Consider the following 24356-nt stretch of genomic DNA (forward strand, 5'->3'; position numbering starts at 1 on the left):
GTCGTCCTCCCTGTTTCAGCGGCCGAACGCGGCCAGCCATTCGGCCAGCGCGACCTCGCGCAGCGTCGCGGCCTCGGTCTCATCGAAGAAAATCGCGCGGTCGGGCACGCCCAGCCTTTCAAAGCCCTCGGGCAGCCCGTCTTCGGGCATCACCGCCGGGTAGGCCCAGTTCGCCGTCGGGATCATCGCCTGGAACGCGTCCGACAGGATAAAGCCGATGAAGGCGTCGGCCAGTTCGGGCTGGTCGGTTCGGGCGATTTTCGCGGCCAGTTCGGCCATGAAATAGTGCCCCTCGGGGAAGATCGCGGCGGCCTTGGTGTCGTCGCCCTCGGCGATCAGGTGGTAGGCGGGCGAGGTGGTGTAGCTGAGCACCATGTCGGCCTCGCCGCTGGTGAACATGCCGTAGGATTCCGACCAGCCCTTGGTCACGGTCAGCACCTTGGGCGCCAGCTTTTCCCACGCGGCCCCGGCCTCGTCGCCATAGACGGCCTTGACCCACAAGAGCAGCGCAAGTCCCGAGATCGAGGTGCGCGGGTCCTGGATCACCAGGGCCAACTCGTCGGGCGCGTCGAGCAGCGCGTCGAAACTCGCGGGCGGCTCGGCGAGCCGGGTCTTGTCGTAGACGAAGGCCGTGTAGCCGTAGTTGAAAGGCAGAAAGATGTCGTCGGTCCATTCGATCGGCAGGGTCAGGGCGTTGTTGTCCTGCCCGTGCGGTGCGAACAGACCCGAGGCACGGGCCTTGAGCGTAATATCGGTGTTCAGCCCGATGGCGACATCGGCCTCGGTCCGGGCGCCTTCCAGCAGCAGCCGCGGCAGCAGATCGCCGATGCGGTAGACAAGGTCGCAGCCGCCGCAGCGCGCCTCGAACATCTCTTCGATCTTGGGGCCAGGGCCCCATTCCGATGCGAAATAGTCGGGCGCATAGACCGTCAGCACGGGGGTGTCCGCCGCTGCCATGCTGGCAGTGAGGGCTCCCGCGGCGAGGATCAGGGTCTTCATGGGCATCCTCCGTACACGGGGCGGCCGGGATAGGGGTGGAGAATGTCCAGTCACCTTCCCTCCGCCGGTTCTAACCGGTTCAGGTTCAACGGGTCCGCATGGATGCGTCTCAGCCCTGTCGAGGGCGCCCCGAGGTACGGCGCACGCTAACGCGGCGGGCCCGGCGCCGCAAGGGAAAGCACTTGAGAGGGCGCGCGCCGGCCGCTATTCCCCGAAGGACACAGGAGCACGCCCCATGAGCCTCAACAGTTTCGGCCACCTTTTCCGCGTCACGACCTGGGGCGAAAGCCACGGGCCGGCGCTGGGGGCCACGGTCGACGGCTGCCCGCCGGGGGTGGCAATCGACGAGGGCATGCTGCAGCACTGGCTCGACCGGCGAAAGCCGGGGCAGAGCAAGTTCACAACCCAGCGGCGCGAGGCGGACGCGGTGGAAATTCTCTCGGGCGTGTTCGAGGGGCAGACGACCGGCACGCCGGTCCAGTTGATGATCCGCAACACCGACCAGCGGTCGAAGGATTACGGCGATATCGCCGAGAAATTCCGCCCCGGCCATGCCGACATCACCTATTGGCAGAAATACGGCATCCGCGACTATCGCGGCGGCGGCCGGTCCTCGGCGCGGGAAACCGCCGCGCGCGTGGCCGCGGGGGGCATCGCCCGCGCCGCGCTGGCCACGCTGGCACCGGGGCTGCGCATCACCGGCTACATGGTGCAGATGGGCGCGCAGGGGATCGACCGCGCCCGTTTCGACTGGGACGAGATCGGGAACAACCCGTTTTGGGCCCCCGATGCGCAGGCCGCGGCGCACTGGGCCACCGATCTCGACGAATTGCGCAAATCGGGCAACTCGGTCGGCGCGGTGGTCGAAGTCACGGCGCGCGGGGTGCCCGCGGGCCTTGGCGCGCCGGTTTATGGCAAGCTCGACACCGACCTCGCGGCGGCGATGATGAGCATCAATGCGGTCAAGGGCGTCGAGATCGGCGAGGGCATGGCCGCCGCCACGCTGACCGGCGTCGAGAATGCAGACGAGATCTTCATGGGCAATGACGGGCAGCCGGTCTATTCCTCGAACCACGCGGGCGGCATCCTGGGCGGGATTTCCACCGGGCAGGACGTGGTGGTGCGCTTTGCGGTCAAGCCGACCTCCTCGATCCTGACGCCGCGGCGGACGATCACCCGGTCCGGCGAGACGAGCGAGATCGTCACCAAGGGCCGGCACGACCCCTGCGTGGGCATCCGCGCGGTGCCCGTGGGCGAGGCGATGATGGCCTGCGTGCTGCTCGACCACATTCTGCTGCATCGCGGGCAGGTGGGCGAGAACCGCGGCAAGATCGGCTAGGGCGGCGGCCGACGGTCGCGCCAACTCGACCTGGCGCACCGCGCTTGATAGGTCTTGGTCCACAGACCCGCGCCCCGACAGACAAGGCCCGCCGGTGAAGCTGATCGAACGCAACATGACCGTCCGCCGGTACGACCGGGCCACGCTGCTCGACTGCATCCGCACGGGCGAGGATGCGGTGCGGTATGTCTTCAAGTCGGGCCTTGCGGCGCAGGATCTCGTCGGCAAACCGGGGCTGTTGCTCGAGGACGTGCGCAGCATCGGCGGGGGCCTGTCGGTGCTCGCCCGGGTTTCGGGCACGGGCGACGCCGTTCCACTGCCCCTGGCCGGCTGCGCCGAGACCACCGTCGCGGCCCCCGCCGAAACCGCGCCCTTCGCCGGCCGGGCCACGCTTTTCGCGGTGCGCAACGGCGAGAGCGCCGAGACGGTGGTCGACTGGCTGCGCTACCATGCACGCAGCCATGGCGCCGAGGCCGCACTGATCGTCGACCGGGCCGCGCCCGGCGCCGACACTGCGCTTGCCCAAGCGCTGGCCAAGGCCGAGGTGCCTGGCATCGCGCTGGCGATGCTGGTCACCTGCGACGTGCCCCTTGGCCAGGCCGACAGCGCCCCCGAGGCGCACCCGATCAACGCCCCCGACGCCCCCGGCAAGGACCGGATGGAGGTACCGGCCCCCGACCCCTGGACCGCGCCGCTGGGCGAGACGGTGATCTATGAATGGATGCGCCACCGCTTTCTGGCCCGCGCCCGCGCGGTGGCCAATATCGATGTCCACGACCTTGTCCTGCCCATCGACGGCGGCACCGTCTTTGAGCGGGCCGAGGCCGCAGCCGGGGGGCTGGTCCAGCTTGTCGGCCAGCGCGTCTACCCGTGGCAGATCCGCAAGGGGGCCGAGGCGCGGTTCGGCGACCATATCTGCCGCCAGTTCGACGCGACGGGCGGCAACGGGCGGTGGTGCGTCGCGCCCGCACGGGCGGGCCCGGCAACGGTCTGGCGGCTGGTGCGTGTGGTGGGCGCGGCGCCGGCGCCAGAGGCGGTGCCCTTCATCCGCTGCATGGCGCTGCGCCACGGCGAGGACAAGGTCGCGCGCCTGGTGCCCAAGACCAGCCTCGTCGAGGACGCGCGCCTGGTCGCGCTGGCCGAAGAGCGGTTCGGCCACAAGCCGCGCCGGGTGCCCGCGCAGACGCTGAAACCGGAGGCCGCGCAAGAGCGCACCGCCATCGTCACCACGATGAAGAACGAGGGGCCCTTCATCCTTGAATGGCTGGCCTATCATCGCGCCATCGGGGTGGACGATTTCCTGATCTACACCAACGACTGCACTGACGGCACCGACACCCTGTTGGACCTGTTGCAGCAAAAGGGGCTGGTACAGCACCGCGACAACCCGTTCCGCGACACCGGGCTGAAGCCCCAGCACGCCGCGCTGCAGGCCGCGGAGGGCGAGCCGATGATCCAGAAGGCCGCATGGCTGGTCTGCATGGACGTGGACGAGTTCATCAACATCCATGTGGGCGAGGGGCGGCTTGGCGATCTGCACGCGGCGGTGCCCGACGCCAACCTCATCTCGATGACCTGGCGGCTTTACGGCAATTCCGACATCCACGAATTCCGCGACGGCTTTGTCACCGAGGCGTTCACCCGCTGCGCGCCCGAGATGGCGCGCAAGCCGCACCAGGCGTGGGGCTTCAAGACGCTGCACCGCAATATCGGGCTGTTCAAGAAGATGGGGGTGCACCGACCCAAGGGGCTGCGGCCGCAACTGGTGGACGAGGTCAACTGGGTCAACGGCTCGGGCCGGCCGCTGCCGGAGACGATGTACCGCAACGCCTGGCGCTCGACGGTTGGCAGCGTGGGCTACGACCTGGTGACGCTCAACCATTACGCCGTGCGCTCGGCAGAAAGCTTTCTGGTCAAACGCGACCGGGGGCGGGTGAACCATGTCGACCGCGACCAGGGCCTCGCCTACTGGTTTCGGATGAACAACAACGCCGAGGAAGACGCCTCGATCCACGCCCGGCTGCCGCTGCTCAGGGCCGAGTACGACCGGCTGATGGCCGACCCCGAGATCGCCGCGGCGCACCACGCCTGCGTCGCCGCCCACCGCGCCAAGATCGACGCGCTGAAGGCCGCGCCCAACTACGCCGCCTTCTACCAGGAACTTACCGGGCCGCGGATGGAACGGCTGTCGCGCCTGCACGGCCATTTCGGCGCGGGCGTGTTCCTGGCCGGGCCCGAGGTGGTGCCCGACGAGGTATGGCAGCACGAGTTGGCGCCCGATTTCTTCTTCACCGTCGACAAGGGCCACGCCGCGCATTAGCAGCGGCGCAACACTGGCGCCGCATTTGCCGCTGCGCCTTGTTCCCGGCCGGGGGCCGATCTACATGCCTCCCATGATGCGCTGGATCCCCTTCGTCAAAAAGCCGCCCCTGGTGGCGGTGGTACGCCTGTCGGGCGCCATTGCCGCGGGCTCACGGCTGGGCAGCGGGCTGAACGACCAGGCAATGGCACCGGTACTCGACCGCGCGTTTCGCCGGGGCAAGCCCGACGCGGTGGCGCTGGTCATCAACTCGCCCGGCGGCTCGCCCTCGCAATCCTCGCTGATCGCGGGGCGCATCCGCCGCCTGGCCGAAGAGCATGAGCGCCCGGTTTACGCCTTCGTCGAGGACCTGGCCGCCTCGGGCGGGTACTACATAGCGTCCGCCGCCGACGAGATCTGGCTCGACGACAACTCGATCATCGGGTCCATCGGGGTGATTTCGGCGGGCTTCGGTTTTCCCGACTTCATCGCCCGCTACGGGATCGAGCGCCGGGTGCATACCGCGGGCAAATCGAAAAGCCTTCTGGACCCGTTCCAGCCGGAAAAGGACGAGGACGTGGCCCGCCTGACGCAGCTGCAGGAGCAGGTGCACGCCACCTTCATCGAGCATGTCAAAACCCGGCGTGGCGCCAAGCTGGACTCCGAGACCGAGCTTTTCACCGGCGATGTCTGGGTCGGCAGCGAGGCGGTCAAACTGGGGCTGGCCGACGGGGTCGCGCATCTGGTGCCCAAGATGAAAGAGGTGTTCGGCGACAAGACGCGCTTTGCCGTCCACGGAGCCCGGCGCGGGCTGATCCCGCGGCTGGGCACGCGCGTCGTGGCCGACATCGCCGACGAGGTCGAAAGCCGCGTGCTTTGGGCGCGCTATGGGCTCTGACCGATGATTATCAAGATCGTCACGCTGTTCCTGATCGCCATGGGCGTTATGGCCATGTTCGGCAAGCTGCGCATTCCCGGGCCCGGCGGCCGCAGCCTGCGCCTGGGCAAGCCGCGCAAATGCCCCCATTGCGGGCGCTACCTTCTGGGCAAGGGCGACTGCCCCTGCCGCAAGGGATAAGTCCGCGAGATGGCGCTGGACGTGCTTTACGCCTGCCTCGGGCTCGTCATCCTGCTGCTTGCGGGCGACGCGCTGGTCAAGGGGGCGGTCAATCTCAGCCTGAGGCTGGGCGTTCCGGCGCTGATCGTCAGCCTGACCATCGTGGCCTTCGGCACCTCGGCGCCCGAATTGCTGATCGCGATCAAGGCGGTGATGGACAACGCGCCGGGCATTGCACTGGGCAATGTCGTCGGGTCCAACACGGCCAATGTGCTGTTGGTTCTCGGCATCCCGGCCATCGTCAGCGGGCTACGTACCGATGAATGCGACACGCGGCGGACCTACGTGATGATGATCGCCGCCTCGGTCCTGTTCATAGGGCTCGCCTTCTGGGGCGTGTTCACCTGGTGGCACGGGCTGATCCTGCTGGCGGCGCTGGGCCTTGTGCTGGGCGATGCGTTCTATACCGCCCGCAACCACCGGCGCGACACGCGGGCCCGGCTGGCCGAGGCCGACGATCCGACCGAGATCGAGGGGGCCGACCCGACGATCTCGGGGCCCAAGATCGCGCTGTTCCTTGTGCTGGGGCTGATCGGGCTGCCGCTGGGCGCCGATCTGCTGGTCGACGCCTCGATCAACATCGCCCGCGAGATCGGCGTCAGCGAGACGGTGATCGGCCTGACGCTGGTCGCCATAGGTACCTCTTTGCCCGAACTGGCGACGACGGTGATGGCCGCGATACGCCGTCAGGCCGATGTGGCGCTGGGCAACGTGATCGGCTCGAACATGTTCAACCTGCTGGCCATCGTCGGCATCGCCAGCCTCGTCGGCCCGATCGAGGTGCCGCGCGAGATGCTCGGCTTCGATCTTTGGGTGATGCTGGCCGCGTCGGTTCTGCTGGCACCCTTCGTCTTTGCCGGCTGGTCGATGGGCAAGCGATGGGGCACCGCCTTTGTCGCGCTTTATGCGGCATACATCGTGATGGTGCTGACATGAGCGCCGCGCCGCGAGGACGTGCGCTGGTGACCGGCGCGGGCCGGCGTCTGGGCCGCGCCATGGCGCTGGATCTCGCCCGGCGCGGGTTCGACGTGGCGGTGCATTACGCCAGCTCGGCCGCCGGGGCGGAAGAGACGGTGGCCGAGATCCAATCGCTGGGCCTGCGCGCCGTGGCGCTGGGCGCCGACCTGTTGACCGAGGCCGAGACCGAAACCCTGGTGCCCCGCGCGGCCGAGGCGCTGGGCGGGTCGCTGGCCGTCCTGATCAACAACGCCTCGATTTTCGAGCACGACCGCATTGAAACCGCCACCCGCGAAAGCTGGGACCGGCACATCGAGTCGAACCTGCGCGCGCCGGTCGTGCTGACCCAGCATTTCGCCGCCCAGGTGCCCGAGCCGCTGCCCGACCCGCGGGGCGAGCCCGTGGCCGGGGGGCTGGTGGTCAACATGATCGACCAGCGGGTGCGCAAGCTGACGCCCGAGTTCATGAGCTACACCATCGCCAAGATGGGGCTATGGGCCTTTACCCGCACCGCCGCGCAGGGGCTGGCGCCGCGGGTGCGCGTCAACGCCATCGGCCCCGGCCCGACCCTGCGCGGCGGGCGCCAGAGCGAGGCGCATTTCGCCCGCCAGCGCGCCGCCACGCCGCTGGCCCGCGGCGCCGATGCCGAGGATATCTGCGCCGCCCTGGGATATCTGCTGGAGGCCCGCGCGGTGACCGGACAACTGATCTGCGTCGATGGTGGCCAGCACCTCAACTGGCAAACTCCGGACGTGCAGGGGCTGGAGTGACAGGGCCATCGCGGTCGATTTTGCCGAAACTTGTCCACCAGAAACCAGACCGTCACATTTCCGTTAGATAATTTTTAACGTTTTCAGTGATTTGCGTAGGCGCAAAAAGTTCTTCTTTAAAATCAAAGGTGTATGACCATGCCCAAATATTAGGCAAGACGACGAAATCGCCAGAATTCAAGGATAAATTCCACTGGCCTAATGGTTACACGCAGGGTTATCCACAGAACGCGTGGACAGGTTTTCTCTTGCGATATGCGACCTTATCTGTGCAGCGACACAGATGGAATCGAACCGGCGCGACCGATGAGCGACACGCCCCAGCACGAGACCGACACTCCGCCGCCCGAGCGGCCCCGCGGCCATGCCTGCATCCAGTCGTATCTTGCCACGCTGGACAATTCTCCGGGCGTGTACCGGATGCTCGATGCGCAGGCGCGGGTGCTTTATGTCGGCAAGGCAAAGAGCCTGAAAAAGCGTGTGTCGAGCTACGCCAAGCCCTCGGGCCATTCCCCGCGCATCGCCCGGATGATCTCGGAAACCGCGTCGATGATGTTTCTGACCACGCGCACCGAGACCGAGGCGCTGCTGTTGGAGCAGAACCTGATCAAGCAGCTCAAGCCGCGCTACAACGTGCTGCTGCGCGACGACAAGAGCTTTCCCAACATCCTGATCACTACCGGCCACCCCTTCCCCCAGATCAGAAAGCACCGGGGCGCCAAGGCCGAGAAGGGCGCCTATTTCGGCCCCTTCGCCAGCGCGGGCGCGGTCAACCGGACGCTCAACCAGTTGCAAAAGGTGTTCTTGCTGCGCAACTGCTCGGACTCGATGTTCGATAGCCGCACCCGGCCCTGCCTGCTGTACCAGATCAAGCGGTGCAGCGGCCCGTGCGTGGGCCGGATCGACCGGGCCGAGTATGCCGCCTCGGTGCGCAACGCCGAGCGTTTCCTGCAGGGGCGCAGCACCGGCGTGCAGGAAAGCCTCGCCGCCGAGATGGAGGCCGCCGCCGAACGGCTGGAATTCGAACGCGCCGCGGCGCTGCGCGACCGCATCCGCGCGCTGACCCAGGTCCAGTCCGTGCAGGGCATCAACCCCCGCGGCGTGGCCGAGGCCGACGTGGTGGCACTGCACCTTGAGGGTGGGCAGGCCTGCGTGCAGGTCTTTTTCATCCGCGCCCACCAGAATTGGGGCAACCGAGACTATTACCCCCGCACCGGCGCCGGCGCCGGACCCGAGGAGGTGATGCAAGGCTTTCTCGGCCAGTTCTACGACAACAAGGAGCCGCCCCGGCTGATCCTGCTGTCGCACGACATCGAGGACCGCGACCTGATGGCGCAGGCGCTGTCGGAACGCGCGGGTCGCAAGGTCGCGATCGCCGTACCCCGGCGCGGCGAAAAGCTCGACCTCGTTGCCGGCGCCACCCGCAATGCCAAGGAAAGCCTGGGCCGAAAGCTGGCCGAGAGCGCGGCCCAGGGCAAGCTGCTGGCCGGCCTCGCCGAGGCCTTCGCGCTCGACGCCCCGCCCAGGCGCGTCGAGATCTACGACAACTCGCATATCCAGGGCACCAACGCGGTGGGCGCGATGGTGGTGGCCGGCCCCGAGGGCTTTGTCAAAAGCCAGTACCGCAAGTTCAACATCAAGGGCGACAACCTCACCCCCGGCGACGATTTCGGCATGATGAAAGAGGTGCTGAGCCGCCGCTTTCAGCGCCTGTTGAAAGAAGACCCCGACCGCGAGGGCGAAACCTGGCCCGACCTGTTGCTGATCGACGGCGGCGCCGGGCAAATATCGGCGGTGGCGCAGATCATGGGCGATCTCGGGGTCGAGGACATTCCCGTGGTGGGCGTGGCCAAGGGCATCGACCGCGACGCCGGGAAGGAAGAGTTCCACCGCCCCGGCGCCCGCCCTGTCGCACTCAGGCGCAACGATCCCGTGCTTTATTTCGTCCAGCGCCTGCGCGACGAGGCGCACCGCTTTGCCATTGGCGCCCACCGGCAAAAGCGCGCCAAGGCCGTGGGCGCCACGCCGCTTGACGAGATCCCGGGCGTCGGCGCCACCCGCAAGCGCGCGCTGCTGACCCATTTCGGCTCGGCCAAGGCGGTGGCGCGCGCGGGCCTGGCCGATCTCAAGGCGGTGGACGGTATTTCCGACAGCCTGGCCGAAACCATCCACGGCTTCTTCCATGAGCGCGGCTGACGGGCTATGACGCGCAAATGAGATGGACCCTGCCCAATATCCTGTCGATCCTGCGGCTCGTCGCGGCGCCGCTGTTCCCGCTGATCTTCGTTCTCTGGGACAGGCCCGCGGCCGATGCCGTGGCGCTCGGCGTGTTTGTCGGGGCCTCGGCCACCGACTGGGTCGATGGCTATATCGCCCGAAAATGGAACCTCGCCAGCCGCTTCGGCGCCATGATCGACCCGATCGCCGACAAGGCGATGGTGCTGATCGCGCTGATGGTGGTCGTCGCGGCCTACGGGATGGCCCCGTGGATCACCGCCGCCGCCGGGGTGATCGTGTTCCGCGAGGTCTTCGTCTCGGGGCTGCGCGAATTCCTGGGCGCGGCGGCGGGCCAGCTCAAGGTCACGCGGCTCGCCAAGTGGAAAACCACGGTGCAGATGGTCGCGATAACGGTGCTGCTGGCCCACGGCCTGGTGCCGCACGCCGCGGTGGGAACCCTGGGCACGCTGCTGCTTGTCGCCGCCGCCGGGCTGACCCTGATCACCGGGGCCGATTACTTCGCCAAGGCCTGGCCCCATCTGCGGGAGGACAAACGATGATCGACATCCTCTATTTCGCCTGGGTGCGCGAAAGGATCGGCCTGCCGAAAGAGCGGGTCGAGACCTCGGCGGCCACGGTGGCCGAGCTGGTCGAGGAACTCAAGGCACGCGAAGACCGCTACGCCGCCGCCTTCGCCGATCTCTCGGCGCTGCGCGTCGCCGTCGACCAGGAGCTTGCCGATTTCGACGCGCCGCTCGCCGGCGTGCGCGAGATCGCGTTTTTCCCGCCGATGACCGGGGGCTGAGATGGATATCCGGGTCCAGTCCGCCCGCTTCGATTTCGGCGCCGAGGCCGGGACCTTCGCCGCCGGCCACACCGATGCCGGCGCCGTCGTCACCTTTACCGGCATCGTGCGCCGCGACGGCGGCCTCGCCCGCATGGAGATCGAACACTACCCGGGCATGACCGAGCGCGCGCTGGAAAAGATCGCGGCCGAGGCGATGGCCCGCTTTGCGCTGGCCGATTGCATGATCGTCCACCGCCACGGGCCCATGGAACCGGGCGAGATGATCATGATGGTCGCCACCGCCGCGCGCCACCGTGCCGACGCCTTCGCCGCGGCCGAGTTCCTGATGGATTACCTCAAATCCCGCGCGCCCTTCTGGAAAAAGGAATACGACGCCGACGGCGCCGCCTGGGTAGCGGCCCGGGACGAGGACGAACAGGCGCTCGGCCGCTGGAGCGGGGGCTAGCCCGCCCCTTCTTCTTGGCCCAAATACCCAACCGGGCCGCAGGCCCGCCGCCGCCAGGCGGCCCGAGGCTTTCGAAAAGTCACGGCAAAGTTCTTTTCAGGAAATCCGCGCCAGGACCTGGCCCGCGCGTTATTGGGCGCTGATCCGCTCCACATAGGCGCGCAGTTCCTCGGCCTCCTGGCGCGCCTCTCTCAGCCCGTCCATCGCGGCGCGCAATTCGGCCTCGGTCTGGGTCATCTGGTTGGTCAGTTCCGCCTCGCGCTGTTGCAGGTAGGTGATCGCCTGGTCGCGGGTTTCTTCGGCCTCGTGCAGCGCCTTGGCCATCTGGTCAAGCTCGCCCATGTCCGACTGCGTCACCCGCGCCACCCGGTGGATCAGCCACGAGGCGAACCAGCCCAGAAGGAAAGCAACGAACAGGACGATCGTCGTGACGATGATGAATTCGGTGCGGTTCATTCGCTGCCCTCCGTGGCCGCCTCGGCCTCTGTCCCGGCGTCTTCTGCGGCATCGTCTGCGGTATCTTCCTCGGACCCGGCGTCTGCGGTCTCGTCTTCGGCCGGCGGCGCGTTGTCGCCGATCAGGCGGAATTCGATCCGCCGGTTCGCCTCGCGCCCCTCTTCGGTACCGTTATCGGCCACGGGCTCGGTTTCGCCATAGCCGCGGGCGGTCAGGTTTCCCACCAGAACGCGCCGCGCCATCAGCGCGTTCAGCACCGCCTCGGCGCGTTTCTGGCTGAGGTCGAGGTTCATCTCCGCCCGGCCCTGGCTGTCGGTATGGCCGCCGATTTCCATTTCCGCATCGGGGCAGGTGCGCATTTCGCGGGCGATGCGGTTGACCACGCCCACCGACTCGGGGCCCAACGTCGTCGCCCCGGGTTCAAAGGTGATCTTTTCCGTTCCGATGATCTCGTTGATCCGGGCGACGCAGGTCTCGGGGTCGATCGCGGCGGCGGCCTCGGGCTCGGCAGGCGGCTTTTCGTAGCGGATGTCGAGTTCGAAATTCTGCGCCTCGCCCAACTTGTCGGACAACTCCCGCGTGATGCGGTCGCCGGCGTTCTCGTCCAAACTGGTGCCGCTGAGGCGCAGGTAGTCGCGCTGAACGATCACCACGCCGTTGCGCAGGTCCGACAACGCCGCAAGACCGGCCAGCACCCGCAGCGGCCAGCCCTCGGGCAGGTCGGAATCGAGGCGCATCGCGGCGTAGACGTTGCCGGGCCCGAAGCGCGACCTGGCATAGCTTTCCGTCGCGCCGCGGGCGATCGCGTCAGGGATGCGGCCGCGCAGTTGCACCAGGCCCTCGGGGCTGAGCGTGGCGTAGAATTCGGCCGGCCCGCGCTCGTCGCCGCTGCCGTCGACCTTGACCGGCTCGGGCAGCACGGCATGCAGCGAGAACACCTCGGGCAGAGCCGAATCGAGCTCGCCCACCACCCGGTCGAACAGGGCCTGCGGCACGTCGTCGGCGGCGACGAGCGTCACGTCGGCATCCGAAAAGGTCAGCGTGCCCCGGCCCAGCTCGGCCAGCGCCGCTATGCCGGTCTCCACCGCCGCGCCCCAGCGCGGGCTGGGGGTGCCCAGGCCCAGGATGCAATTCACCTTGCCCTCGAACCCGGCGGCAACGGCAGCGGCAATGATGCGGTCGGCGGCCTCTTGGGTGTCGGCCGAACACGCGTCGAACCGCGTGCCGTCCTCGTCGATGAGAAAGCGCAGCGTGAACGGCGTGATCACCGGGCGCGGCGCCGAGATGTCGAGCGAGATCTCCAGCCCCTCGGGCGCCCGCCGCGCCAGGGCGGTTTCCAGTTTGCGCTTTTCCGGCAGGCTGTCGGCGATGGCGGTCACCGCCACCCGCTCGGCCGAGATCGAGATCTTGGCGCGCTCCAGCCGTTCGAGCGCCGCGAGACCGAACTCGAGCGCGTCGGGCCATGCCGCGGGCACGGGATGGTCGGCCACGTCCAGCATGTCGGTCACCGGCTGGCCGGCGCTGCGTTCTTGCACCGCCGCGGCGATGCGCTCATGCGCACCGTCGCCGGGGATCAGCCCGATCATCGAGACGCCCTGATCGTTGCGCAAAAGCTCCAGCGAAAAAAGCGGCGGCGCGATCGGCTCGCTCGGGGTGACGTCCATCGCGTCGATCAGACGGCTGGATTCGACCACCTGCCCGGCCAGGCTGAGGGCGTTGAACCGCGCGGCCTCGTCGGGGGCGGTGCCGCTCAGCGTCATGCGCAACCCGTTGGTCTCGACCGCGGCCCAGTCGATGCCCTCGGCCAGCAGGATACGCTCGACCGCGGCGGCGCTGCGCGTTTCGATCTGGGTCACGGCAACGGTTGCGGCGGCAAAGGACAAAAGCGCGGCGAGCGCGATCGCAAGGCCGGCGATCAGGTTGGCAGACAGGCGCATGGCGCGTTAGAAATCCTCGTCTCTCGGCGGTGACCCTCTCTACGGCCTCGACGCGGACGGCGCAATCAGGCGAGCATCGCGATCACGAAAAAGACAACCGGGATCAACCCGGCATCGCGGTTGGCGCGAAACAGCGTCAGGCAGGTATCGCCGTCGTCGATATCCAGACGCGCGAGTTGCCAGTAGAGATGCGCGGCAAAGCCCGCCACGCCCAGCAGCCCCAGAATGACCGCAACCGCCCCTGCCGACGGAACCAGCGCGCCCAGCACCGCCAGCGCCATCAGCCCCACCGCCCCGATCATGAACTGGCGCAGCCGCTCGCCGGTCCGTTCGCCGAACAGCAGCGCGGTGGATTTCACCCCGATCAGCGCGTCGTCTTCCTTGTCCTGGTGGGCGTAGATCGTGTCGTAGAAAATCGTCCAGGCAATGCCGGCGAGGTAGAGCACGACCGCTTGCCAGCCCAGGCTGCCGGTGTGCGCCGTCCAGGCCAGAAGCGCCCCCCAGTTGAAGGCGAGCCCGAGGAAGATCTGCGGCCAGTAGGTGAACCGCTTGGCGAACGGATAGATCGCCACCAGCCCCAGCGAGGCGATGCCCAGCGCAATGGCCGCGATGTTGAAGGTCAGAAGGATGCAGAACGCCACCAGCGACTGGATCACCATCCAGGCGATGGCCTGTTGCACCGTCACCTGGCCCGCGGGGATGGGGCGCGAGCGGGTGCGCGCGACCTTGTCGTCGATATTTCGGTCGGTGATGTCGTTCCAGGTGCAGCCCGCTCCGCGCATCAGCCAGGCGCCGATGCCGCAGCCGACGAAGATCCAGATATCCATCCAGCGAAACCCGGTGCCGGCCGCGGCCAGCGTCACGCCCCACCAGCACGGCAGCAGCAGCAGCCAGGTGCCGATCGGCCGGTCGGCGCGCGACAGCCGCAGATAGGGCCGGGCCCAGGGCGGGGCCAGCCGGTCGACCCAGTTTCCCTTGACCGCGTCGAAGACCTGGCCCTCGGCCTCTGGCGTTTGGATGCTGTCGGACATATCAATGGCCCCCATGAGCGATGCAGGTTCGGCGGCGAAGATCAGGCTTTTTGTAGAGCACCCGCTGGGGGCGGGGCAAACGGTTCCTCTGTCGCGGGAGCAGGCGCATTACCTCTTCGGCGTGATGCGGCTGACGGTCGGCGATTTCGTGCTGCTGTTCGACGGGTTGAATGGCGAATGGCGCGCCCGCGTGGCCGACGCGGGCAAGCGCGCCGGCGCGCTGGTCTGCGAGGCCCGGACGCGGCCGTTGCAGGTGCCCCCCGACCTCTGGCTCTGTTTCGCGCCGATCAAGAAGGCGCGCACCGATTTCATCGTGGAAAAGGCGGCCGAGATGGGCGCGGCGCGCATCTGCCCGGTGCAGACCGATTTCACCAATGCCGAGCGGATTCGCCGCGACCGGTTGCAGGCCCATGCCGTGGAGGCGGCCGAGCAATGCGGCGGCACCTACGTGCCCGAGGTGTCCGAGCTGCAACGGCTGGGCGCCGTGCTGGACACCTGGCCCGAGGGCCGCCGGCTGATGTTCTGCGACGAGGCGCTGGCGGGCGAGGGCCGGGCACTGGGCGACGCGCCGCGCGGGCCGTGGGCGATCCTGATCGGGCCCGAGGGCGGGTTTTCCGAGGCCGAGCGCGCAAGGCTGCGCGCGCTGCCCTTCGCGCACCCGGTCAGCCTGGGGCCGCGGGTTCTGCGCGCCGACACCGCCGCGGTGGCCGCGCTCACCGTCTGGCAGCAGGCGCTGGGGGATTGGGCATGAGCCCGTTCCGCCCCGAGGCTCTGGCCGCGCTGATGCGCTGGCGCGATCTCTTCGGCGCGGTGGCGATTGCCGGTTGCGGTATCTGGGTCTTCGGCTTCGGCGGGCTGTTCTACCAGGGCCTCGGCCTGGTTTTCGTGCTGACTGGCGCGGGGCTGGCCTTTGTCGCGCTGCGCCGGATGCGGTTTCGCGGCGGCGGCATGGCACCGGGGGTCGTCGAGGTGGATGAAGGCCAGATCGCGTATCTTGCGGCCGAGGGCGGCGGTTTCGTGGCGCTGAGCGAGCTTGAAGAGATCGCGCTGGTCTTCGACGGGGCGGGCCGGCCCCATTGGCGGCTGGCCCAGGCGCCGCTGCCGACCCTGCATATCCCGGTGGACACGACCGGCGCCGAGGCGCTGTTCGACGCCTTCGCCGCGCTGCCCGGCGCGCGGCCGGGCGAGATGCTGGCCGCCCTAGACCGGCCTGCCGCAAAGGGCGACATCACGCTCTGGCGACGGCGGCCACGCCCGGCCTTGACTTGAGCCCGGCACCGGCGCACGTCTAACGGCCACGAAAACGCGAACAAGCCCGGAGCGCCCTTTCCGATGTCCATCCCCCAATCCGGCGGCGGCCCCATCGAGGACCGCGCGCAACTGGCCGAGTATCTGGCATCGGGCTGCAAGCCCAAGGACGCCTGGCGCATCGGCACCGAGCACGAGAAATTCGGCTATTGCAAGGACAGCCTCAAGCCCATCCCCTATGACGGGCCGCGCTCGGTCAAGGCCGTGCTCGAAGGGCTGCGCGACCGGCACGGCTGGGTCCCGATCGTCGAGGACGGGAACATCATCGGGCTGGAAAAGGACGGCGCGAATGTCAGCCTCGAACCGGGCGGGCAGCTGGAGCTGTCCGGCGCGCCGCTGGAGACCATCCACCAGACCTGCGACGAGGTGAACGAACATCTGCGCGAGGTGAAAGGCGTCGCCGACGAGATCGGCGTGGGCTTTATCGGGCTGGGCACCGCGCCGATCTGGCGCCACGAGGACATGCCGATGATGCCCAAGGGGCGCTACCGGCTGATGACCGATTACATGGACCGCGTCGGCACCATGGGCAAGACGATGATGTACCGCACCTGCACGGTGCAGGTGAATCTCGACTTCGCTTCCGAGGCCGACATGGTGAAAAAGCTGCGCGTGGCGCTGGCGCTGCAACCCGTGGCCACCGCGCTTTTCGCCAATTCGCCGTTTCTTGAGGGCAAGCCCAATGGCTTCAAGTCCTGGCGCTCGCGCGTGTGGCGCGACCTCGACCCGGCGCGCACGGGGATGCTGCCCTTCGTCTTCGAAGACGGGTTCGGGTTCGAGGCTTGGGTCGAATACGCGCTCGATGTGCCGATGTATTTCGTCTACCGCGACGGGCGGTATATCGATGCACTGGGCCAGTCGTTCCGCGATTTCATGGCCGGACGCCTGCCCGCCCTGCCCGGCGAGACGCCCACGCTCAGCGACTGGGCCGACCATCTGACCACGATCTTCCCCGAGGCTCGCATCAAGAAATTCATCGAGATGCGCGGCGCCGACGGCGGCCCCTGGCGGCGGCTCTGCGCGCTGCCCGCGTTCTGGGTGGGACTGACCTACGACCAGGGCGCCCTCGATGCGGCCTGGGACCTGGTCAAGGGCTGGGATGCCGAGACCCGCGACGCCTGGCGCGTCGCCGCCTCGAAGGACGGGCTTCAGGCCGAGGTCGACGGCCGGTCGATGCAATCGCTCGCCACCGAGGTCGTCAATATCGCCCGCTCGGGACTCAAGGCGCGGGCGCGTCCGGGGCTCGGCGGCATGGTGCAGGATGAGCGCCACTTCCTGCACGCGCTCGAAGACACCGTCGAGACCGGCAAGACGCCCGCCGACGAGTTGCTGGAACGCTACCACGGCGACTGGCGGGGCGATCTGTCGCAGATTTACGAGGAATACAGTTACTAGGGCGCCCCGGACCGGCGCCGCGGGACGGCGGGATTGCCGCCGCGACAGGCTGACTGTTGCCCGACTCAATCGCGGCATGCACCTTTTTGCGCAGGCCCCTTCGACGGGCCGGCAACAGGGAGCATAACGATGCGCAACTTCTTCATCGAGTCGCTGGAGACGCTGGTCTCCGTACTTGTCGCAGTGCTGGGCCTACTGGTGCTGATCGCGTCCATCGCCACGATGTTCAGCGCCGATGGCGGGTTCTTCTCGGGGATCGGCATGCTGATCTTCGGCGGCGCCTATGTGATCCTGACCGCGGGGGTTCTCTACCTCTTCCTCGGGATCCAGGAAAACACCAAACGCACCGCTGACGCGGTGGAGAAACTGCTGGCGAAATAACGGGGCCTCAGCCTCTTTTCCCGATCCTCGGTTCGGTGCCGGCGAAGAGGCGGCGGATGTTGGCGGCGTGGCGGATGTAGATCAGCACCGCCAGGCACAGCGTCAGCACCGCCGTCTCTGCCCGGCCCAGCGCCAGGGCCCAGACCGGTGCAGACGCCGCGGCCACGAGTGCCGCGAGCGAGGAATAGCGCAAGGCCAGCGCCACGGCGAGCCAGCTACCGCAGGCGGCCAGCCCCACGGGCCAGGCCAGCGCCAGGAGCGTACCCAGGAAGGTGGCGACCCCCTTGCCGCCCCTGAATCCCAGATAGACCGGAAAGAGGTGGCCCAGAAACGCCGCCAGCCCCGCGATCTGCGCCGCGTCCTCAGCCAGCAGGGCGCGGGCGAGCAGTACCGCGATGCCGCCCTTGCCAGCGTCCAGCACCAGCGTCAGCGCCGCGGCCAGCTTGTTGCCCGTGCGCAGAACGTTGGTGGCCCCGATATTGCCCGACCCGATCTTCCTCAGATCGCCCAGCCCGAAGAGCCGCGCCATGACGATGCCGAAGGGCACCGCGCCCAGGAGGTAGGCCAAAAACGCCGCAAGGGCGAGCAACAGCACAGGGGTGTCGAACGGAGGCATCGCCTAGACCCCGCCGAAGACACGCCGGCCGGCGACCCATGTGCCCAGCACGCGGCCCTGCATCCTGGCCCCGTCAAAGGGCGTGTTCTTGGATTTGGAGCGCAAGGTGAAACGGTCGAGAACGAAGGGCGCGTCGGGGTCGAACAGCACCAGGTCGGCCGGGGCGCCGACGCCCAGCCGCCCGGTTTCCAGCCCCAGCCGCCGCGCCGGGTTCAGCGACAGCGCCCGCCAGAGCTGTGGCAGGCCGATGCCCCCGGCATGATAGAGCCGCATCGCCGCCGGCAGCAGGGTTTCCAGCCCCACCGCGCCGCTGGCCGCCTCTTCGTAGGGCAGGCGTTTGCTTTCCTCATCCTGGGGGGTGTGCATCGACGAGATCACGTCGATCAGCCCCGAGGCCACGGCGGCGACCAGCGCCTTGCGGTCGTCCTCGGATCTCAGCGGCGGCTTGACCTTGAAGAAGGTGCGGTAGTCGCCGACATCCAGCTCGTTCAGCGTCAGGTGGTGGATCGACACGCCCGCGGTCACGTCCAGACCGTTGGCCTTGGCACGCTCCAGCGCCGGCAGGGCGCGGGCGGCGGTGATCTGGTCGGCATGGTATTTCACCCCGGTCATCTCGACCAGGGCAAGATCGCGGTCCAGCGCCATCCGCTCGGCCATCGGCGAGACCGCCGGAAGACCCTTGAGCGAGGCGAATTTTCCGCTGGTCGCCGCGGCGCCGGCCGACAGCACCGGGTCTTGCGGGTGGGCCATGACCAGCGCGCCCAAACCGCGCGCATATGTCATGCAGCGGCTGAGAACCTTGGTGTTCTCGACCACCCGGTCGCCATCGGTGAAGGCCACGGCGCCGGCATCCAGCATGAAGCCGATCTCGACCATCTCGCGCCCTTCGCGGCCCTTGGTCAGCGCGGCCATGGCCTTGATCCGCACTGGCGACGCCTCGCGCGCGCGGCGGGTGACGAATTCCAGCACCTCGGGCGTGTCGATGGCCGGCAGCGTGTCGGGCCGCGTGACGATCGTGGTCACGCCCCCGGCGGCGGCGGCCAGCCCGGCCGAGCGAAAGCTTTCCTTGTGCCGCTCTCCCGGCTCGCACACCTTCACCCCGACATCGACGATGCCAGGGGCAAGGCACATGCCCGCGCAATCGACGGTCTCGGCTCCCGCGGGCGCATCGACCTGCGGGCCCAAGGCGGCAATGCGCCCGTCCTCGATCAGCAGCGCGCCCTTGGTCTCGGTCCCGGCCTCGGGGTCGATCAGCCTTGCGTTGGTCAGAAGAACGCTCACCGCGCCACCCCCGTCACCGCCTCGAGTCGGGCCTTGGCCGCCGGCTTGTCGGCGAGGTATTTCATCAGGTGCTTGTCGCCGCCCTTGGTCACGATCTGGATCGCGCTGCCGAGGCTGTTGAGCTTGGCGACCTGATCCAGCCGTACCGCGCGGCCCTGGGGGCCCAGCAGCCGATCCTGGGTCAGATCCCAGCGGGCGTGCACATCTTCCGATGCCAGGTAAAAGCCACGCACCGCGATGGCCGCCACCGCTGCGATGCTGCCCACCCACCAGTCGGGATTGCCCATCAGGGCCAGTACCCCCATCGTGCCGACCGCGCCGATCGCGGCGAGGATGACATGGTCGCGGATATAGACGCGCCGGTCGGCGTGAAAGCTTTCCAGCACGGTTTCGCCGGGTTCCAGCGGGGCGCGGACGTTGGTCTCATACATGGCCGGCACCCTGGCTGAGGGTCGCCCGCAGGTTGCGCGCCAGAAGGTCCATCGCCGCCATGCGCACGGCCACGCCCATCTCGACCTGTTCCTGGATGACCGAACGGTTGATGTCGTCGGCGAGCGTCCCGTCGATCTCGACCCCGCGGTTCATCGGGCCGGGGTGCATCACGATGGCGTCGTCCTTGGCAAAGGCCAGCTTGTCGGCGTCCAGCCCGAAGCGGTGATAATATTCCCGCTCGGACGGGATGAAGGCGCCGTCCATCCGCTCTTTCTGAAGGCGCAGCATCATCACCACGTCGGCCCCCGCCAGCCCCTCTTTCATGTCGTCATAGACCTCGACCCCGAACTCGGCGGCCCGCGCCGGTATCAGCGTTGGCGGCCCGATCAGGCGCACCCGGTTTTCCATCTTGCCCAGCAAGAGGATGTTGGACCGCGCCACACGGCTATGCGCGATGTCGCCGCAGATCGCCACGGTCAGCCGTTGCAGCCGGCCCTTGGCGCGACGGATGGTCAGCGCGTCCAGCAGGGCCTGTGTGGGGTGTTCGTGCCGGCCGTCGCCCGCGTTCAGCACCGCGCAATGCACCTTTTGCGCCAGCAGGTCGACGGCGCCGGACTGCGGGTGGCGCACCACCAAGAGGTCGGGGTGCATGGCGTTCAGCGTCAGCGCCGTGTCGATCAGCGTCTCGCCCTTTTTCAGCGAACTGGCCTGCATCGCCATGTTCATCACGTCCGCGCCCAGCCGCTTGCCGGCCAGCTCGAAACTGGCCTGGGTGCGGGTCGAGGCCTCGAAGAACATGTTGATCTGGGTCAGCCCTTCCAGCGCGTCGGCATGTTTCACCGGCTGGCGGTTCAGCCCGACGTAATGCTCGGACAGGTCCAGGATGCAGCGGATGTCGTCCGGCTTGAGGTGCTCGATCCCCAAAAGATGGCGGGCGCGGAATGTCATGGGGCCTCCGACCTGGTCGGCTCGCTTATAGGCAGGGCGTGGCGGGCGGGCAAGGCGCGGCATGGCATTGCCGCGCCCCCGTGGGGCGCATAGTCTGAAGCGATGCAGCCGGAGATGGATTCCCGAACCGCCCTTGCCCTGCTGGAATGGCAGATCGAGCTGGGCGCGACAGAGGCGATCGGCGATGAGCCGATCGACCGCTTTGCCGCGGGCGTGCCCGAACGGGCGGGCGCGCCAAGGCCCCCCGCGCCGCCGCCTCCGGCCGCCCCGCACGCGGCAGACGCGGTGGCGCTGGCCCGCGACGCGGCCGCGGCCGCGCCCGATCTGCCCGCGCTGGCGGCCGCGCTGGGCGCCTTTGACATGTGCGAGTTGAAGCGCGGCGCGAAAAACCTGGTCTTCGCCGACGGAAACCCCGCGGCGCGGGTGATGATCATCGGCGAGGCGCCCGGGCGCGACGAGGACATCCAGGGCAAGCCCTTCGTCGGCCGGGCGGGGCAGTTGCTGGACCTGATGTTCGCCGCCATCGGCATGAGCCGCGCCGCCCAAGACCCGGCGCACGCGCTTTACATCACCAACGTCCTGCCCTGGCGCCCGCCCCAGAACCGCGACCCGAAACCCGAAGAGGCGGCGATGATGCTGCCCTTTGTCGAACGGCACGTGGCACTGGCCGACCCCGAGGTGCTGGTGCTGATGGGCAACCATTCCTGCGGCGCGCTGTTGGGTCGCAAGGGCATCACCCGGCTGAGGGGCCACTGGGCCGAGGCGCTGGGCCGCCCGGCGCTGCCGATGTTCCACCCGGCCTACCTGCTGCGAAACCCCCATGCCAAGCGCGAGGCGTGGCACGACCTGCTGATGGTGCAGGCCCGGCTGAGAGGGGGCTGAGCGGTGCCGGTCGATTTGCTGACGCTCGCCGCCTTCGTGCCCGCCGCGCTGGCGCTGAACCTCACGCCGGGGGCGGACATGATGTTCTGCCTCGGCCAGGGGCTGCGCGGCGGGCCCCGCGCGGCGCTGGCGGCCGATGCGGGCATCGCACTGGGGGTGCTGGTGCATGGGGCGCTTGCGGGGCTGGGGCTGGCCGCGCTGATCGCCGGGCGGCCCTGGCTCTTCGATGCGATCCGCTGGGCGGGGGTGGCGTATCTTTTGTGGCTGGCGGCCGCTACGCTCAGGCAAGGCCCCGCCGCGCCCGACCTGCCGGCCGTGGCACCGGCCCGCGCGTTCCGCGAGGCGCTGGCGGTCAACCTGACCAATCCCAAGGTGATCCTCTTCGTGCTCGCCTTCCTGCCGCAATTCATCGACCCCGCCAACGGCGCGGTCCTGGCGCAGTTCGTGACCCTTGGCGCCGTGCTGGCGCTGGGCGGGCTGATCGTCAACGGTGCGGTGGGCGTCTTCGCCGGGGGCGCGCGGCGGCTGCTCACAGGCTCGCGCGCGGTGCAGCGCGGGCTGGGCTATGTCACGGCCGCAATCTTTACCGGGCTGGCCCTGCGGCTGGCCCTTTTGCAGAGGAGCTGAGAGATGTCGCGCATCGACAATAGCCGGGAATTCGTGCCGGTCCGCATCGCCGTGCTGACCGTGTCGGATACCCGCCAGATCGAGGACGACCGCTCGGGCCAGACCCTGGTCGAGCGGATCGAGGGCGCGGGCCATGTCATCGCCGCCCGCCAGATCGTGCCCGACGAGCGAGACACCATCGCCGAACGCCTGCGCGCGTGGTGCGCCGATCCGAATGTCGATGTCATCATCTCGACGGGTGGCACCGGGCTGACCGGGCGCGACGTGAGCGTCGAGGCCCACCGCGACGTCTACGAAAAAGAGATCGAGGCCTTCGCCACCGTCTTTACCCTGGTGTCGATGGAAAAGATCGGCACCTCGGCGGTCCAGAGCCGCGCGACGGGGGGCGTCGCGCTGGGCACCTACCTCTTCGCGCTGCCCGGCAGCCCCGGCGCCTGCCGCGACGCATGGGACGAGATCCTGAAATGGCAGTTCGACTACCGCCACCGGCCATGCAACTTCGTCGAGATATTTCCGCGGCTGGACGAGCATCAGCGACGGAAATAGCCGGGCCGCGCGTAACAGCACCGTGCTTGGAGGATGGGGCGTGTAACCCTATCTACCTAGCAGGCTTGCTTTTCCCGGCCGGGAAGGATGACGAAACATGCGATTTCTGCGCCGCAGCCTGGTGGGGCTGTTCCTGATCGCCGTGACTTTGGGCATTTTCGCCTATGCCGGGCAATCGGTTTATTCGGCGATCCAGGCGCGGCTGTCCGAAGAGTCGCCCCAGCGCCCCGCACGCGAGCGCGTCTTCGCGGCCAATGTCGTCACCGTTCAGCCGGGGCGGGTGGTGCCGGTGCTGACCGCCTTTGGCGAGGTGCGCAGCCGCCGCACGCTGGAGTTGCGCGCCAAGGCCACCGGCACCGTGGTCGAGCTGCACCCGGCCTTTGAGGAAGGCGGGCATGTGGACAAGGGCGATCTGCTGCTTCGGGTCGATCCGGCCGATGCGCAATCGGCGCTGGAACTGGCGCGCACCGATCTGGCCGATGCCGAGGCCGAGTTGCGCGATGCCCGCCGCACGCTGGAGCTTGCCCGCGACGAGTTGGCCGCGACCGAGGCGCAGGCCGCGCTGCGCGAGCGGGCGCTTGAGCGGCAGAAGGATCTGCAGGCGCGCGGCTTTGGCACCGACGCGGCCGTGGACGAGGTTGAACTCGCCGCGGTTTCGGCCCGGCAGGCGGTGGTCTCGGGCCGGCAATCGGTGGCCCAGTCAGAGACAGGCATCGACACCGCCACGACCCGTGTCGAGCGCGCGCGCATCAACCTGTCGGAGGCCGAACGCAGCCTTGCCGATACCGAGCTTTACGCCGGGTTCGCCGGTACGCTCAGCGACGTGACCCTGGTCGAGGGCGGGCTGGTCGCCAATAATGAAAGGGTGGCCGACCTGATCGACGCCGACGCGCTGGAGGTCTCTTTCCGGGTCTCGACGTCGCAATATTCGCGGCTGATCGACCAGGCCGGGCGGCTGCTGCCGGTCGAGGTGGCCGTCACGCTCGACGTGTTCGGGGCCGATCTGACGGCGCGGGGCACGATCTCGCGCGAGAGCGGCGCGGTGGCAGAGGGACAGACCGGGCGGCTGTTGTTTGCGCGGCTCGACGCGGCGCCGGGCTTTCGCCCCGGCGATTTCGTGACCGTGCGGATCGAGGAACCCGCGCTCGACGGCGTGGCACGGCTGCCGGCCACGGCGGTGGATGCCGCGGGCACCGTGCTGGTGCTGGGCGAGGACGACCGGCTGGAGGTGGCCGAGGTCGCGCTGCTGCGCCGCGAGGGCGATGACGTGATCGTCCGTGCGCCCGCGGTCTACGGCCGCGAGGTGGTGACCGAACGCTCGCCGCTCTTGGGCGAAGGCATCAAGATCCGCCCGATCCGCCCGGGGGCCGCCGCCGAGACGGCAGAGGCGGCGAGCCCGGCGATGGTGGAACTCACCCCCGAGCGCCGGGCCCGGCTGATCGACCTGGTCGAGTCGAACGCGCGCATGCCGCAGGAGGCCAAGGCCCGCGTCAAGGCGCAGCTTTCGCAAGACCGCGTGCCCGCGCGCATGGTCGAACGGATCGAAAGCCGGATGGGGGGCTAGG

Annotated in this window: 26 protein-coding genes and 1 riboswitch; of the genes, 18 read left to right on the forward strand and 8 right to left on the reverse strand. The window is 68.6% G+C overall.

All coding sequences use genetic code 11. The features are described from left to right. Positions 1–15: 15 nt before the first annotated feature. A complete protein-coding gene (locus Ga0609869_RS05835; RefSeq protein WP_125405681.1) occupies positions 16–999 on the reverse strand; it encodes a thiamine ABC transporter substrate-binding protein in 984 nt (327 codons plus the stop codon). Positions 1000–1038: 39 nt separating this feature from the next. Continuing rightward, a riboswitch (TPP riboswitch) is annotated at positions 1039–1141 on the reverse strand. A gap of 93 nt (positions 1142–1234) precedes the next feature. Here Ga0609869_RS05835 and aroC point away from each other — a divergent pair. From aroC to Ga0609869_RS05885, 10 genes are all read left to right on the forward strand, one after another. Beyond that, the gene (aroC, locus tag Ga0609869_RS05840; protein ID WP_125405678.1) at positions 1235–2338 is read left to right on the forward strand and encodes a chorismate synthase; all 1104 of its coding nucleotides are present in this window, start codon (positions 1235–1237) and stop codon (positions 2336–2338) included. Between the two features lie 94 nt (positions 2339–2432). Then, positions 2433–4658: a glycosyltransferase family 2 protein gene (locus Ga0609869_RS05845; RefSeq protein ID WP_342772226.1), complete on the forward strand. Its 2226-nt coding sequence runs from the start codon at positions 2433–2435 to the stop codon at positions 4656–4658. A 73-nt stretch (positions 4659–4731) separates the two neighbouring features. Continuing rightward, the gene (locus tag Ga0609869_RS05850) at positions 4732–5535 is read left to right on the forward strand and encodes a S49 family peptidase (protein ID WP_125405675.1); all 804 of its coding nucleotides are present in this window, start codon (positions 4732–4734) and stop codon (positions 5533–5535) included. Positions 5536–5538: 3 nt separating this feature from the next. Beyond that, positions 5539–5715, forward strand: coding sequence for a hypothetical protein (locus tag Ga0609869_RS05855; protein WP_170168819.1), 177 nt, complete (start codon positions 5539–5541; stop codon positions 5713–5715). A 9-nt stretch (positions 5716–5724) separates the two neighbouring features. Further along, positions 5725–6690, forward strand: coding sequence for a calcium/sodium antiporter (locus Ga0609869_RS05860; protein WP_125405672.1), 966 nt, complete (start codon positions 5725–5727; stop codon positions 6688–6690). Further along, on the forward strand, positions 6687–7481 hold the full coding sequence (locus tag Ga0609869_RS05865) for an SDR family oxidoreductase (protein WP_125405669.1): 795 nt from the start codon (positions 6687–6689) through the stop codon (positions 7479–7481). The genes Ga0609869_RS05860 and Ga0609869_RS05865 overlap by 4 nt, the downstream gene beginning before the upstream one ends. A gap of 306 nt (positions 7482–7787) precedes the next feature. Continuing rightward, entirely contained in the window at positions 7788–9677 is a 1890-nt protein-coding gene (uvrC, locus tag Ga0609869_RS05870; protein ID WP_125405666.1) for an excinuclease ABC subunit UvrC, read from the forward strand. Positions 9678–9694: 17 nt separating this feature from the next. Beyond that, the gene (pgsA, locus tag Ga0609869_RS05875; protein ID WP_125405663.1) at positions 9695–10258 is read left to right on the forward strand and encodes a CDP-diacylglycerol--glycerol-3-phosphate 3-phosphatidyltransferase; all 564 of its coding nucleotides are present in this window, start codon (positions 9695–9697) and stop codon (positions 10256–10258) included. Then, positions 10255–10503, forward strand: coding sequence for a molybdopterin converting factor subunit 1 (gene moaD / locus Ga0609869_RS05880; protein ID WP_125405660.1), 249 nt, complete (start codon positions 10255–10257; stop codon positions 10501–10503). Before pgsA ends, moaD begins: the two co-directional genes overlap by 4 nt. 1 nt (position 10504) lies before the next feature. Next, complete coding sequence (locus Ga0609869_RS05885) at positions 10505–10951, forward strand: molybdenum cofactor biosynthesis protein MoaE (RefSeq protein ID WP_125405658.1); 447 nt, start codon at positions 10505–10507, stop codon at positions 10949–10951. Between the two features lie 129 nt (positions 10952–11080). Here the strand turns inward: Ga0609869_RS05885 and Ga0609869_RS05890 are convergent, their stop codons facing one another. The 3 genes from Ga0609869_RS05890 to ubiA form a co-directional block, all read right to left on the reverse strand. After that, a complete protein-coding gene (locus Ga0609869_RS05890; RefSeq protein ID WP_125405655.1) occupies positions 11081–11407 on the reverse strand; it encodes a hypothetical protein in 327 nt (108 codons plus the stop codon). Further along, complete coding sequence (locus tag Ga0609869_RS05895) at positions 11404–13344, reverse strand: OmpA family protein (RefSeq protein ID WP_125405652.1); 1941 nt, start codon at positions 13342–13344, stop codon at positions 11404–11406. The genes Ga0609869_RS05890 and Ga0609869_RS05895 overlap by 4 nt, the downstream gene beginning before the upstream one ends. A gap of 65 nt (positions 13345–13409) precedes the next feature. Next, complete coding sequence (gene ubiA, locus Ga0609869_RS05900; RefSeq protein ID WP_125405649.1) at positions 13410–14375, reverse strand: 4-hydroxybenzoate octaprenyltransferase; 966 nt, start codon at positions 14373–14375, stop codon at positions 13410–13412. Between the two features lie 13 nt (positions 14376–14388). Here ubiA and Ga0609869_RS05905 point away from each other — a divergent pair, with 13 nt between their 5' ends. From Ga0609869_RS05905 to Ga0609869_RS05920, 4 genes are all read left to right on the forward strand, one after another. After that, positions 14389–15126, forward strand: a complete 738-nt coding sequence (locus Ga0609869_RS05905) for a 16S rRNA (uracil(1498)-N(3))-methyltransferase (protein ID WP_125405646.1) — start codon at positions 14389–14391, stop codon at positions 15124–15126. After that, positions 15123–15644, forward strand: a complete 522-nt coding sequence (locus Ga0609869_RS05910; RefSeq protein ID WP_125405643.1) for a hypothetical protein — start codon at positions 15123–15125, stop codon at positions 15642–15644. Before Ga0609869_RS05905 ends, Ga0609869_RS05910 begins: the two co-directional genes overlap by 4 nt. Before the next feature lie 63 nt (positions 15645–15707). After that, positions 15708–17078, forward strand: a complete 1371-nt coding sequence (locus tag Ga0609869_RS05915; protein WP_125405640.1) for a glutamate--cysteine ligase — start codon at positions 15708–15710, stop codon at positions 17076–17078. Between the two features lie 129 nt (positions 17079–17207). Then, positions 17208–17459 (forward strand): hypothetical protein, encoded by a 252-nt coding sequence (locus tag Ga0609869_RS05920; RefSeq protein ID WP_125405637.1) that lies wholly within the window; start codon positions 17208–17210, stop codon positions 17457–17459. Positions 17460–17466: 7 nt separating this feature from the next. Here Ga0609869_RS05920 and plsY read toward each other — a convergent pair whose 3' ends face one another. Genes plsY through Ga0609869_RS05940 form a run of 4 tightly spaced genes read right to left on the reverse strand, consistent with a single transcriptional unit; the run spans position 17467 to position 20736 of the window. Further along, positions 17467–18075 (reverse strand): glycerol-3-phosphate 1-O-acyltransferase PlsY, encoded by a 609-nt coding sequence (gene plsY, locus Ga0609869_RS05925; protein ID WP_125405634.1) that lies wholly within the window; start codon positions 18073–18075, stop codon positions 17467–17469. A gap of 3 nt (positions 18076–18078) precedes the next feature. Continuing rightward, positions 18079–19356 (reverse strand): dihydroorotase, encoded by a 1278-nt coding sequence (pyrC, locus tag Ga0609869_RS05930; protein WP_125405631.1) that lies wholly within the window; start codon positions 19354–19356, stop codon positions 18079–18081. After that, the gene (locus tag Ga0609869_RS05935; protein WP_125405628.1) at positions 19353–19787 is read right to left on the reverse strand and encodes a hypothetical protein; all 435 of its coding nucleotides are present in this window, start codon (positions 19785–19787) and stop codon (positions 19353–19355) included. The genes pyrC and Ga0609869_RS05935 overlap by 4 nt, the downstream gene beginning before the upstream one ends. Beyond that, on the reverse strand, positions 19780–20736 hold the full coding sequence (locus Ga0609869_RS05940) for an aspartate carbamoyltransferase catalytic subunit (RefSeq protein WP_125405625.1): 957 nt from the start codon (positions 20734–20736) through the stop codon (positions 19780–19782). Before Ga0609869_RS05940 ends, Ga0609869_RS05935 begins: the two co-directional genes overlap by 8 nt. Positions 20737–20838: 102 nt before the next feature. On the opposite strand from Ga0609869_RS05940, the gene Ga0609869_RS05945 reads away from it, so the two are divergent. From Ga0609869_RS05945 to Ga0609869_RS05960, 4 genes are all read left to right on the forward strand, one after another. Further along, a complete protein-coding gene (locus Ga0609869_RS05945) occupies positions 20839–21618 on the forward strand; it encodes a uracil-DNA glycosylase (protein WP_125405623.1) in 780 nt (259 codons plus the stop codon). 3 nt (positions 21619–21621) lie between these two features. Further along, complete coding sequence (locus Ga0609869_RS05950) at positions 21622–22245, forward strand: LysE family translocator (protein ID WP_125405621.1); 624 nt, start codon at positions 21622–21624, stop codon at positions 22243–22245. A 3-nt stretch (positions 22246–22248) separates the two neighbouring features. Continuing rightward, on the forward strand, positions 22249–22791 hold the full coding sequence (gene moaB, locus Ga0609869_RS05955; protein WP_125405618.1) for a molybdenum cofactor biosynthesis protein B: 543 nt from the start codon (positions 22249–22251) through the stop codon (positions 22789–22791). Positions 22792–22888: 97 nt separating this feature from the next. Beyond that, complete coding sequence (locus Ga0609869_RS05960) at positions 22889–24355, forward strand: efflux RND transporter periplasmic adaptor subunit (RefSeq protein ID WP_125405615.1); 1467 nt, start codon at positions 22889–22891, stop codon at positions 24353–24355. The last annotated feature ends 1 nt before the right edge of the window (position 24356 follow it).

Origin of the sequence: Rhodovulum iodosum, from assembly GCF_041020385.1 — a bacterium.
Taxonomy (GTDB): domain Bacteria; phylum Pseudomonadota; class Alphaproteobacteria; order Rhodobacterales; family Rhodobacteraceae; genus Rhodovulum; species Rhodovulum iodosum.

Bases quoted from the DNA above. Each gene is read 5' to 3' on its own strand.
- Ga0609869_RS05895 (WP_125405652.1), bottom strand. From the start codon at position 13,344: ATGCGCCTGTCTGCCAACCTGATCGCCGGCCTTGCGATCGCGCTCGCC.
- plsY (WP_125405634.1), bottom strand. From the start codon at position 18,075: ATGCCTCCGTTCGACACCCCTGTGCTGTTGCTCGCCCTTGCGGCGTTT.
- moaD (WP_125405660.1), top strand. From the start codon at position 10,255: ATGATCGACATCCTCTATTTCGCCTGGGTGCGCGAAAGGATCGGCCTG.
- Ga0609869_RS05945 (WP_125405623.1), top strand. From the start codon at position 20,839: ATGCAGCCGGAGATGGATTCCCGAACCGCCCTTGCCCTGCTGGAATGG.
- ubiA (WP_125405649.1), bottom strand. From the start codon at position 14,375: ATGTCCGACAGCATCCAAACGCCAGAGGCCGAGGGCCAGGTCTTCGAC.
- Ga0609869_RS05850 (WP_125405675.1), top strand. From the start codon at position 4,732: ATGATGCGCTGGATCCCCTTCGTCAAAAAGCCGCCCCTGGTGGCGGTG.
- Ga0609869_RS05885 (WP_125405658.1), top strand. From the start codon at position 10,505: ATGGATATCCGGGTCCAGTCCGCCCGCTTCGATTTCGGCGCCGAGGCC.
- Ga0609869_RS05910 (WP_125405643.1), top strand. From the start codon at position 15,123: ATGAGCCCGTTCCGCCCCGAGGCTCTGGCCGCGCTGATGCGCTGGCGC.
- Ga0609869_RS05890 (WP_125405655.1), bottom strand. From the start codon at position 11,407: ATGAACCGCACCGAATTCATCATCGTCACGACGATCGTCCTGTTCGTT.
- Ga0609869_RS05920 (WP_125405637.1), top strand. From the start codon at position 17,208: ATGCGCAACTTCTTCATCGAGTCGCTGGAGACGCTGGTCTCCGTACTT.
- Ga0609869_RS05960 (WP_125405615.1), top strand. From the start codon at position 22,889: ATGCGATTTCTGCGCCGCAGCCTGGTGGGGCTGTTCCTGATCGCCGTG.
- moaB (WP_125405618.1), top strand. From the start codon at position 22,249: ATGTCGCGCATCGACAATAGCCGGGAATTCGTGCCGGTCCGCATCGCC.
- Ga0609869_RS05915 (WP_125405640.1), top strand. From the start codon at position 15,708: ATGTCCATCCCCCAATCCGGCGGCGGCCCCATCGAGGACCGCGCGCAA.
- Ga0609869_RS05940 (WP_125405625.1), bottom strand. From the start codon at position 20,736: ATGACATTCCGCGCCCGCCATCTTTTGGGGATCGAGCACCTCAAGCCG.
- Ga0609869_RS05835 (WP_125405681.1), bottom strand. From the start codon at position 999: ATGAAGACCCTGATCCTCGCCGCGGGAGCCCTCACTGCCAGCATGGCA.
- aroC (WP_125405678.1), top strand. From the start codon at position 1,235: ATGAGCCTCAACAGTTTCGGCCACCTTTTCCGCGTCACGACCTGGGGC.
- Ga0609869_RS05860 (WP_125405672.1), top strand. From the start codon at position 5,725: ATGGCGCTGGACGTGCTTTACGCCTGCCTCGGGCTCGTCATCCTGCTG.
- Ga0609869_RS05855 (WP_170168819.1), top strand. From the start codon at position 5,539: ATGATTATCAAGATCGTCACGCTGTTCCTGATCGCCATGGGCGTTATG.
- uvrC (WP_125405666.1), top strand. From the start codon at position 7,788: ATGAGCGACACGCCCCAGCACGAGACCGACACTCCGCCGCCCGAGCGG.
- Ga0609869_RS05935 (WP_125405628.1), bottom strand. From the start codon at position 19,787: ATGTATGAGACCAACGTCCGCGCCCCGCTGGAACCCGGCGAAACCGTG.
- Ga0609869_RS05865 (WP_125405669.1), top strand. From the start codon at position 6,687: ATGAGCGCCGCGCCGCGAGGACGTGCGCTGGTGACCGGCGCGGGCCGG.
- Ga0609869_RS05905 (WP_125405646.1), top strand. From the start codon at position 14,389: ATGAGCGATGCAGGTTCGGCGGCGAAGATCAGGCTTTTTGTAGAGCAC.
- pgsA (WP_125405663.1), top strand. From the start codon at position 9,695: ATGAGATGGACCCTGCCCAATATCCTGTCGATCCTGCGGCTCGTCGCG.